This is a genomic window from Gaoshiqia sp. US2, assembly GCF_059705485.1.
On record NZ_AP048550.1, the window covers coordinates 411463 to 422281 of the forward strand.

The following is a 10819-nucleotide window of genomic DNA, read 5'->3' on the forward strand; positions in this document are numbered from 1 at the left end:
AAAGAATTATAAGTATGAAAAAGTATATAAGTCTATTATTAATAGTTGGAATCATTGTATTTAGCTTCTCTTCCTGCCAGGATGAGTTGGATACTTTTCCAACGGAAAGTGTTGGTGGGCCAACCATATTCACCGATGTTGACGGCGCCTTTGTTGCACTTAACGGATTATACCGGTTAATGTATTCCACCGGATGGCAGGCAACAGGCAACCACCATCAAAACTTTGGTGTAAAATCTCAGGTACTCACAGCAGAACTTATGGGTGATGATTTTGTTCAGATGGCCCAAGGTAGCGGTTGGTTCTGGTACGATTACACATTTAATGTCCGCACACGTTACACAGCCTCAACCTGGAGGTCATATGCTACCTGGAATTATTATTACAAGCTGATCTCCAATGCAAACAATATCATTGCAAATGAAGATGTGATTACAGGCGATCCGAAACGGATCAATTCAGTTATCGGCCAAGCCTACGCCCTGCGCGCCATGAGTTATTTTGAACTGGCTCAATTCTTCCAGCAAACATATGTCGGAAATGAGAATGCTCCCGGCGTTCCTCTTTATACCGAACCTTCAACACCAGAAACTGAAGGTAAACCCAGAGGAACCCTAACAGACGTATATAATCAAATCAATGATGATATTACAAAAGCAATTGAATTGCTTGATGATGCACCTGCTCAAGAACACAAATCGCATATCGACTACTATGTAGCCAATGCGCTTGCTGCCCGTATTTATTCTGTTCAGGAAAGATGGACAGATGCTGAGAATGCAGCAAAAGAAGCGTTGTCGAAATATGGTTCTATCAGCGGAGCAGTTGCTGAAAATTCTACATTAGTAAGCGGATTTAACTCGTTAACAGGAATCAGCACGGTGATGTGGGGAGCTGAAGTTATTGAAGATCAAGCCGGTATTTATGCCAGTTTTTTCTCGCATATGGATGCCCGTATTGCTGTAGGACGTTATGCCAGAACCTCGCGTAAAGCAATCAGCACCTTCCTCTATACCCAGATCGGTAGTTCTGATATTCGGAAACAATGGTGGAGAGCCCCTGATTTCCCGGTTGGCGCTGACCCGACAATAGGAGACTCCATTGCTTACAATCAGATCAAATTCAGATACGTAACTCCCGGTGTTGAAGCCGCAGATTACATTTATATCAGGGCAGAGGAGGCCTTGCTAACATTAGCTGAAGCCCAGTGTCGTCTGAAAAAATACGGCGAAGCAAGGACTACACTTACAGCATTAGGTTTAAAACGTGACCCGAATTACGAAACACGTTTAGGTACTGTTTCTGATTCAGACATACTTACGGTCGATGCTAATCAGACACAATCGGCTGTTTCTCCTGTTACCTTGCTTGACGAAATTATCATGCAACGTCGCATTGAGCTTTGGGGCGAATTTGGACGTCTATTTGACATCCAGCGCTTAAAGATAGGTTTCACCCGGAAATTTGCAGGAAGCAACCACCCCACTGGAGCTCAGGAAAATACAACGAACAGAAACTTCTCGAAAGCCAGTAAGGAATTTATTATGACCATTCCTCAGGCTGAATTTGACGGCAATGTAAATATGAGTAGTGAAGATCAGAACCCAATGTAGAAACGATTAAAGAAATCAGACGATGAAAAAATTAATATATCTTTTAATTATCGTTATCGGAACCGGTCTCTTGTTACCCTCCTGCGATAAAGATCAGGAAGGTTCAACATATATCCCCTCCGATTTTGAAAATGGATTAACCTTTCAGGTAGCAACTTCCAGCGTTGCTATTCAGCCTGAAGACCCCGAGTCATTAACTATATCTGTCTACCGGATTAATCCAACAGGTTCATTCTCAGCAAATTTTGACGTTACAATTTCTGATGAAAACGTATTTTCGACAAGTACTGCATCGGTAAATTTTGCTGTAGGAGAAACCGAAACCAATATCGTGATTGACTTTGACTATGAGACAATGCAGTTCAACACCGATTATGTGATTGACATTGAACTTAGCACTGAGTCAAAAAACTATATTCCGGAACACACGCTAAATGGTACAACCGTTGCTGCCGCTAAAAAGTTAATAACGACAACCAAATTAAACGTTACCAAGGCGCTCACCTGGACTAATATCGGTAAAGTATATTGGATATCGGAATGGTGGGAAGACGAAGGTTTGCGGAATATTTGGCGGGCCGATCAAATAGAAGCATACCGGGTTGAAGACATTTTTTTTGTTGATAATGGAAAAATGTTTGAGTTTACGGTAGCTGCAGATGGCTCAATATCAGCGGTTCCATCGCAGGAAATTTGGTTTTATTCTTCATACAGCGCCTGGGTTTGCGCCGAAAATATCTCAGGAACAAAAGTAGGTAATACCTTCAATATCCTTGTTGGCAGATATTACATGCCAAATGTTGGTGGATGGAATGGTCCATGGAAAGAAACCGGAATTTTGCAAGATTAATTGCGACATATATTTTCTTATAAAAAGAGGCTGACACAATGGGGTTCAGCCTCTTTTTTTACAATTCTTCCATATTCAGAAAATAATTGGTCATCATAAACAGATTAGTTAACTTTGGATAAAACATTATCCTAACCTGCAATGAAGACAACAACAACTTTACTCTTTGTATTATTCCTTTTTTTACCGGCTTACCTGGCTGCTCAGGGTCTGAAGAGTTTTCAACTCAATAACGGCCTCACGGTTTTTGTGTGGGAAGATGCCACTCAACCTGACATTTTTGGCATGGTTAGCGTGAAAACCGGTTCGGTAAACGATCCGGCCGAATTTACCGGTCTGGCACACTACCTGGAACATTTGATGTTTAAAGGGACCAACCGCATCGGTTCGCTGGATTGGAATAAAGAACAGGCCGTGTATGAGCAAATTATTGCCAAATATGATGAACGCGCCCTTGAAACCGACCCGGCAAAAAAAGCCGCGATAGACCGGGAAATTAACCGGCTGACCGTGGAGCAATCACAGATCAGCCTGCCAAATGAATTTTCAAACCTTGTTGAATCGATTGGCGGTACCGGTTTAAATGCCGGAACATCATACGATTACACGGTTTACCTCAATGCCTTCCCGAAAAATCAGCTCGAGAAATGGCTCGACTTATACTCCGTGCGTTTAATGAATCCCGTATTCCGGACCTTTCAAACGGAGCTGGAAACAGTGTATGAGGAGTACAACATGTACATGGACAACCGCATGAGGCAAACCAGCAACTTCATCCTCGAACAAGCTTTTCCCGGCCATCCGTATGCCCGCCCGATTATCGGACTCGGAGATCACCTGAAAAATCCGCAGATCAGCAAACTGATTGAATTCTATAACAACTGGTATGTTCCCGAAAATATGGCTCTCATCCTGGTGGGAGATCTGAAGACCGAAGAACTGGTTCAACTGATTAATCGTAAATTCGGACGCCTTCCGGCGGTTTCAGTCCCCGAAAAGCCAACCTATGTAAAGGAAGAACTGAAAGGGAGAAAACAAGTAACTGCAACAGTAGGACAATTTCCAAGAGCTGTTCTTATTTATAATGGTGTAGCTTCCGGCCACAAAGACAAGATTGCGCTCGAAATCGTCGGCGAAATGCTTTCGAACCGAAACAAAACCGGTTTGTTGGATAAATTAAGTCTCGACGGCGATCTGATGTATGCCTCGGCCAGCCTAGCTTCATTTGCCGACATGGGACGTTTTATCATCGAAGCGGTTCCGGCATTCGATTACAACCAGCGCCGTTTTGAGTCGCACCGTATGGTAGAACGAATGTTGCTTGACCAGTTAAAAAAACTGGCCGATGGCCAGATTGAAGACTGGTTACTGGAATCGGTGAAAAACAACATGATCAGAACCTATGATCTGATGCTGGAATCATCGCGGGGAAAAGCCAACGTGCTGTCGAATGCTTTTGTTTCAGACCAGGGAATTGACCAGGTCCTCGATTACGAAGAACTCGTCCAATCGGTGAGTATGGACGACATTAACCGGGTGCTGAAAGAGTTCCTCAATAACAATTACCTGGCCCTGCATATCAGCGAAGGGAAAAATGCAAAAACAGAAAAAATCAGCAAGCCGAAATTCGAACATACTGTTGATATGGCCCTGAACGAAAAGTCGCTTTACGCCTCTTGGCTGCAAAATGTTCCTACCAGTGAGTTAGAGGTAAACTATGCCGATTTTAACGACGTAACCATTAAACCGGTAAACGAAAAATCACAACTCTTCTATTATCCCAATCCGGCAAACCAGGTATTCAGCATGACCATTAAGTACGGCATTGGCGAACGGGAACTCCCCAAATTGGCTTATGCCACGCAATTAATGAACAATGCCGGCGTATTGGCAGCTTTCGACCCGCAGGAATTCCGCAGCGCTTTAAGCCAGCTTAACGCCGTTTGCTCTTACAGTTCGGACGACGATTACACTTATGTGCGCGTGGAAGGGACAGAGGAACAACTCAGCCTTATTTGCAACCTGATTACGCGCCAGATACTTATGCCAAAACTGGATGAGAAACAATTGAATAACCTGAAAGGACAGCTCGTCCAGGCAAGGCGGATTGAAAAAGAAGAGCCGGACGCCATGCAGGACGCCCTGAGCCAATATATCCGCTACCAGGACCGTTCCGATTATATAAACCGGATAAGTGAATCAGAGGTTACCGGCCTGACCATTTCAGAATTGACGGGTGAATTTCAACGCGCAACCGACTATGCGGCAGAAATTCATTATACCGGTAAGTTGTCATTTGACGAGGTGTACGATATTTTAAGCAAGAACCTGCCCTTAAAGGCGAACGAACTCGACAGCCGTTCTCCGCAGGTAAAAGAACCTGTCAATTACAAGGAAAGCAAAATCTTTTTTCTGCCAAATTCGGATGTACAGCAAAGCCGGATTGTTTTTTATGCCGAAGGGCCGGTGTTCTCGCCCGGAAACCACCCGCAATTGTATGCCTTTAACCAATATTTTGGAGGCGGTTTTGGCGGTTTGGTCATGACGGAGATCCGCGAAAAGAATTCGATGGCCTATACCGCCACCGGTACATTGGTCACTCCCCCTTTAACAGAAAATAAATCCTACTTCAGCGGGTTTATTGGCACACAAGGCGACAAAACGGTTGAGGCTGTTGAACTGTACATGAAACTACTGACTAATATGCCTGAAAATCCGGATCGGATGGGGAACATTCAAAGCTTTATCCGACAAGCTCTCATGACCCGGCAACCAGGGTTCAGGAATGCCAGTCAAACCTACGAATCATGGAAACGCCAGGGATATTCAACCGACCCGGCACAAACCATCATTCCGGCAATCGATCGGATGACCTTCAACGATATTGTGAAATTTTATACAGAGAATTTGAAAAACAGCCCGGTGGTCATCGGCATCGTGGGCGATCCGCGCCAGATCGACCTGAAAGCCCTGGAGAAGTTCGGTCCGGTTGAGCGGATAAATACGGCAAAAATTTTCAAGTAAGCCAAATAAGGATCATATGAAACAGATGCTACTGATTTATTTTCTCCGACACGGCCGTTACGGCAACAACCGGTTCAACCGGTTCGAAGCTTAAGCAAAGTTTATCCGGCTTTTCCTTCATCCGGCAGGTGTTCGGGTTATGTTGCACGTACTGCAATACCCGGGTAAATGTTTCCGACTGGTAGTAAGCCGACTGCTGGTCGGAAATAAAATAGCAAAACATCTTTTTGTTTTTCAGGACGTCGTTTAAAAAAGAAGGGTCCACTATGGAATATGTTTTACAGGTTAATGACTTTTCCGGCTATTTTTTGAAGCTCGATGATGTCGATCATGGTTCCGGCAATGCCCACTTCTACCCGATCGGTTAAGCCAAAATAGTTCAGACAGGTTTTGCAGGCAAGCAGTTTAACTCCTTTCTGCTCAATTGTTTTAAGAATATCGACAACGGGGGATCCGGTACAAATTAGTTTTACTCCGCCATTGTAAAAGGCAATAACTTTGGGCAATTCGCTTTCCTCGTTTAACAGCCTCAGGTAGTTTGTAAACAACTGAAGGCCCAGGGTTTCGTCGCCTGTTCCCATGCCGTATTGTGTAATCTGAAGTAATACGTTTTTAAAGTCTTTCATATAGATGCGCATATTGTGTCACGGGCAACAAAGATAGCAGTAAACACCGGCAAGCTGAACGGCAGATGAACGATTTTTGCCGGAAATAAAGCTACTGCTTCCGTTTTATCCGGGAACCAAACCTGTTTTTCCCGGTTATTGGTCAACCGATAAACAGATGGTGCGAAATTTGTTATGAATGGCGGGAAAAACTGAATTCTGAAACCCGTGATAAATTTTGAGCGTAATTTTATGAAATCTTAATCCACATGAAAATGAAAACAAACAATCTGATTCTGATTATTAGCGTATTTGCCTTAATAACCAGCTCATGCAACCCATTTTACCAGTGCGGACAGGCCAGGCCGGAGAAAAAGCTTCTGGTGTCGAAGCGGGTCAACGCGGTGATCGATGAACGAGATAACCTGTGTCAAACACTCGATCAGAAAGAACGCGAGATTAATTCGCTGAATAAAAATATCTCGGATCTGAACGGAGAAATTGCCAACCTCAACCAGTCAGTTAAAGACATTGAACGCAGGTATAACGACCTGGTTGGAGAAAATCTTTCGCAGTCGGAACAATTTAATATGGCGCTGAAACAAAAGTCGGACGAGCTGGCAGCAAAAGAAAAGCTGATTGAAGAAAGAGAACGGGCATTAAACGAGCTTCAGCAAGTGATTGCACGGCAGGATTCGATTACCCGACGGTTGAACGATATTTTGCGAAACGCCTTGTTGGGTTTTCAATCGGATGAACTTTCGGTGGAAATTAAAAACGGAAAAGTTTATGTTTCCATGTCGGATAAGCTCTTGTTCAAATCGGGCAGCGCTGCCATCGAATCCAAAGGAAAGGAAGCCATCAAGCTTTTGGCCGATGTGCTGGATAAAAACCGCGACATCGACATTCTTGTTGAAGGGCACACCGACAGCATTCCTATCCGTACCGCTGTTTACCGCGATAACTGGGACTTGAGCGTAGCCCGCGCCACCTCCATTGTGCGGATTCTGACCGACGAGTACAAAATTACCCCCACCCGCTTAACCGCATCGGGCAAAGGAGAATATGCACCCAAAGCTTCCAACAAAACCCCCGAAGGAAGGGCCGTCAACCGGCGGACAGAGATTATCCTGTCGCCAAAACTCGAAGAAATTATGCAGTTGCTGAAAACGAACTAAAGCAAATCAGCCCGGCAGAAAATCTTGTCAGAGATTGGGCTCTTACCAACAGGTAAGCCTGGTATAACCAGATTTTCTGCCGGGTTTCTTATGACATTAATCAACCAGCTACCTTATTGTTTCACCAGTTTAATTTTGTCCGCAAATTCTCCCTGCCTGATGGTAAGCAGGTATATTCCGGGCAACAGGTTATCGCCGAAAGTAAACAACTGCCTCTTCGTCCCGGTCAGTTCAATCATCACCCTCCCGGGCATGTCCATCACCGACAGTTTAATTATTTCAGCCGAATTACTTTCAACCTGAACATTAAAATTCGCTGAACTTGGATTTGGCCATAATTTTACATGAAATGGTAAAGTAAGCGGGTTGTCTTCTGTTTTAGCCGACTTGGAAGTTGAAGCGTCGGTTTTAGTCAATATTTCAACTGTACCAATCTTTCTCGCCCGGTTCCGCTGATCGTGCGGAATGGTTACCAGGGCTGACTCAAAGGCATAATTATAAGATGCATCATGGCACACAAAATAAATGTAATACGACCTGTCCTCTCCGAAACCGGTTCGTTCGGCCCTTAAAAGCACCTGGTGTTCGTTTAGGATCTCCCAAACGTCCGTACGCCCGGCACCCGTCGTGATAGAATCCTGATTGCTGAATACATAAATTTCGGGAATAATCATTGTGTCGCAATTATCTGAAATCGTGTAATTCAGGTTTAAAAGCGCCATCTGATGGTTTGGCGGCCACGGCGATTCAAAAACAGCTGTAAAGTTTTCAATCACCGGCGGTTCGATATCGTAAACAAAAACATCGGAACTGCATGCCGACAGTTTACCGGTTGAGTCTGACAGGATTTCACATAAGCGCCGCACAAACCCGGCGAACTGGCAGCCCATAGCTGCTCCGGACATTCAATCCGGCATTCGGTCGACTCAAAGAAGTATTCTCCCGAATACAGGTTAAACGTTACCTGATAATTACCGGCAGGAACCGGGATATTGGGCCCCCCCTGATAACCGTATCCCGAAGGAAATGTGTAATTTCCCCAGTTCACATTCCAGGAATCGTCCTGCCTGAATTTAGCCGAACCATGAAAAAACAGCTGATTTGACAGGGAATAGGTCACGCCGTCGGTCGTATTCATGTCCACATCCGTATTCCAGTCGAAAAAAGGAGAGACTGCTGTTCCGATAATTCCGATACTTGGGTACAACCCCAGGTCTTCCAGAAAGATGTGATCAAAATACATCCCCACAGCTGAACCACCCACTTCAAAACTGAGTTTGTGGGAATCAAAAATGCTGTCTGCCTGAAAATCGACCGACTTGATTTGCCATTCAATTGTTGCATTCTGATAATAACTTTCGTATCCGACCAGATTGGTCCCACCGTTTCCTTCTTCACCCAGAAAAAGGCCAAACCACCGGCCGGCATCCGCCTTTACCGCAAAGGACAAGCGATACCAATGCCCTAACGTAAGCGGGAAATCCCTTTGAATTAACTGAATTTCCCACATTTCAAGGCCTCCATCACTTATTTGCAGGCGACAGGTTCCGTCAGTTACGGTTGCGTTTACTGCAGCAACATCAGACTGCCAAAAGCTCCATACATTGGAAGCGCAGTTTCCGTTTATACAAGGTAAAATTTCGGTGGTCGTGCTAAAGTCGCCATCGGTTAAGATGTTTTGGGCCTAACTAAAATTAAAGGCCATAAACATAATCCCCAGAATGAGTGGTGTAAAGATTTTTGATTTCATTGGTTTTTTTGATTTCTGATCCGGGACATCAATGTATACACGTACCTGAATTAATTTTTACATCCAGTAAGAAGATCGGATTAAAAATCCGGATTGAATCTGAACTGCCTGCGCATTCAGTTGAAAGTGCGGAAAAAAGTTTCATTCGTATCGAAAGCAGAGGTTGATTCGGCTGAGGATCATGATGCGATACGAAAATGTACCTGCAAACTGAATGAACGCCAATCAGATAAGGTAATAAAATAAGCACATACAAATCAATCCGTTATATCCCTGATTTTTTTCGTCTTTTTCGGTCCGGAGAGATAAAAGGATTGATTCGGAGAAATTGTATCCACAAAAAAAGGGCCGCCAAAGCGAACCCTTTTAACTAATAAACCAACTAAACCTAAACTAACCTGAATCTTATCTGCTTATGTAAATTTTATATTCCCAAGAAAGAAGTTCGACATTCACCTTCTCTCCGCTAACCAACTTATCTTTTCCTAACCAATCTTCAAACTCATCGTGAACATCGAACTCAACCAATCCAACAAGCGGATCGGGTGAAAGGTTCATCATGATAACCAAAACATTATTATTTTTTTCACGAACATATGCCAACAACCGGTCATCGTGACTGGTTTCGAGAAACCGGATGTCGCTGCCAGCCAAACCATTCCAAAGGGCAGGGTTATTTGTTTTCAGGCTAACCAGATTTTTATAAAAATCCTGTTTTTTTAAATCCGACCAGTCAATTTCATCTTTTTCAAAAAATAACAGGCGTTTGTCGAGTCCGGCTTCCTGTCCGCTGTAAATTAACGGAATGCCCGGCACGGTAAACGAAAACACAGCAAAAGCATCGGCGGCAGCGCCCATTCGTTCGTTAAGGGTGCCAGCCCACGAGTTTTCGTCGTGGTTGGTGATAAACTGCATCGGGAATGAACCTGCTGCATATTTACCGGTAGCATTCTCAAAATAAGCCTTCAATTCTTTCGCGGTTTTATTTCCCCGGGCCACGTCGTTCATGATGTGATGCAGTTGCCAGGCATAATTCGACTCGAAGGCCATTTCGAGCAAGGCAGGGTGATCTTCGTCCTCGGCCAGCATATACACCGGCTTGATTGAGTCGAACGAAGCGCGGGCTTCCTCCCAGAAATCCTGAGGAACCCCCCAGGCCACATCGCAGCGGAATCCGTCAATATCCGTTTCTTCCAGCCAGTAATCCATCGCATCGATCATGGCCTGTCGCATGTGCCGGTTATCAAAGTTCAGGTCTGCAATGTCCGACCAATCCGGGTTAGGGGAAATAATGGTCCCGGTTGAATCGGTAGTGTACCATTCCGTATGGTCAAAAATCCACCGGTTGTCCCAGCCCGTATGGTTCGCTACCCAGTCGATAATTACTTTGAAACCCATCCTGTGCGCCTGATTGACCAGGTGTTTGAAATCGTCGAGCGTACCGAACTCGGGATTGATGCCGGTATAATCCTGTACCGCATAATAGGAGCCCAATGTCCCTTTTCTTTTTTCTTCTGAAATCGGATGAATGGGCATCAGCCACAGCACATCAACGCCCAGTTCTTTCAGCCGGGGCAAGTGCTCAACAAAAGCGTTGAATGTGCCTTCGGGAGTATATTGGCGAATGTTCACTTCGTACAGCACGGCGTCTTTCAGCCATTCCGGCTGAAGGCGGCTGCCGGTTTGTTCGGCCTGCTCCGCCGCTTTTTGTTTGGGTTGACAGGCAACCAGGCCCATCCCGATGACTGCCGGGATGACGAACGCCAGTACTTGATATTTGAGTTTGTTGATCATGTTCT

General features: G+C 44.7%; 8 protein-coding genes and 1 pseudogene. 4 read left to right on the forward strand and 5 right to left on the reverse strand.

Going from position 1 to position 10819, the window contains the following annotated elements; translation table 11 throughout:
* Window positions 1–14 precede the first annotated feature (14 nt).
* The 3 genes from AC6H3C_RS01630 to AC6H3C_RS01640 all read left to right on the forward strand — a co-directional run bounded on the left by AC6H3C_RS01630 (window position 15) and on the right by AC6H3C_RS01640 (window position 5487).
* Window positions 15–1613 carry a RagB/SusD family nutrient uptake outer membrane protein gene (locus AC6H3C_RS01630; RefSeq protein WP_497518819.1) on the forward strand — a complete coding sequence of 533 codons (1599 nt, stop codon included), beginning with the start codon at window positions 15–17 and terminating at the stop codon, window positions 1611–1613.
* A 22-nt stretch (window positions 1614–1635) separates the two neighbouring features.
* Window positions 1636–2463 (forward strand): hypothetical protein, encoded by an 828-nt coding sequence (locus tag AC6H3C_RS01635; RefSeq protein ID WP_497518820.1) that lies wholly within the window; start codon window positions 1636–1638, stop codon window positions 2461–2463.
* A gap of 141 nt (window positions 2464–2604) precedes the next feature.
* Window positions 2605–5487, forward strand: a complete 2883-nt coding sequence (locus AC6H3C_RS01640) for a M16 family metallopeptidase (RefSeq protein ID WP_497518821.1) — start codon at window positions 2605–2607, stop codon at window positions 5485–5487.
* A 28-nt stretch (window positions 5488–5515) separates the two neighbouring features.
* Here the strand turns inward: AC6H3C_RS01640 and AC6H3C_RS01645 are convergent, their stop codons facing one another.
* Both AC6H3C_RS01645 and AC6H3C_RS01650 read right to left on the reverse strand, forming a co-directional pair.
* The gene (locus AC6H3C_RS01645) at window positions 5516–5710 is read right to left on the reverse strand and encodes a hypothetical protein (protein ID WP_497518822.1); all 195 of its coding nucleotides are present in this window, start codon (window positions 5708–5710) and stop codon (window positions 5516–5518) included.
* A gap of 55 nt (window positions 5711–5765) precedes the next feature.
* Window positions 5766–6113 (reverse strand): DsrE family protein, encoded by a 348-nt coding sequence (locus AC6H3C_RS01650; RefSeq protein WP_497518824.1) that lies wholly within the window; start codon window positions 6111–6113, stop codon window positions 5766–5768.
* 254 nt (window positions 6114–6367) lie between these two features.
* Between AC6H3C_RS01650 and AC6H3C_RS01655 the strand changes: the two genes are divergently transcribed.
* Complete coding sequence (locus tag AC6H3C_RS01655) at window positions 6368–7270, forward strand: OmpA family protein (protein WP_497518825.1); 903 nt, start codon at window positions 6368–6370, stop codon at window positions 7268–7270.
* 113 nt (window positions 7271–7383) lie between these two features.
* Here the strand turns inward: AC6H3C_RS01655 and AC6H3C_RS01660 are convergent, their stop codons facing one another.
* From AC6H3C_RS01660 to AC6H3C_RS01670, 3 genes and pseudogenes are all read right to left on the reverse strand, one after another.
* Window positions 7384–8175, reverse strand: a complete 792-nt coding sequence (locus AC6H3C_RS01660) for a T9SS type A sorting domain-containing protein (RefSeq protein WP_497518827.1) — start codon at window positions 8173–8175, stop codon at window positions 7384–7386.
* Window positions 8176–8540: 365 nt separating this feature from the next.
* A pseudogene (locus AC6H3C_RS01665) lies at window positions 8541–8945 on the reverse strand (carbohydrate binding domain-containing protein); the annotation flags it as partial.
* A 480-nt stretch (window positions 8946–9425) separates the two neighbouring features.
* Window positions 9426–10814, reverse strand: coding sequence for an alpha-amylase family glycosyl hydrolase (locus AC6H3C_RS01670; protein ID WP_497518828.1), 1389 nt, complete (start codon window positions 10812–10814; stop codon window positions 9426–9428).
* Between the last annotated feature and the right edge of the window lie 5 nt (window positions 10815–10819).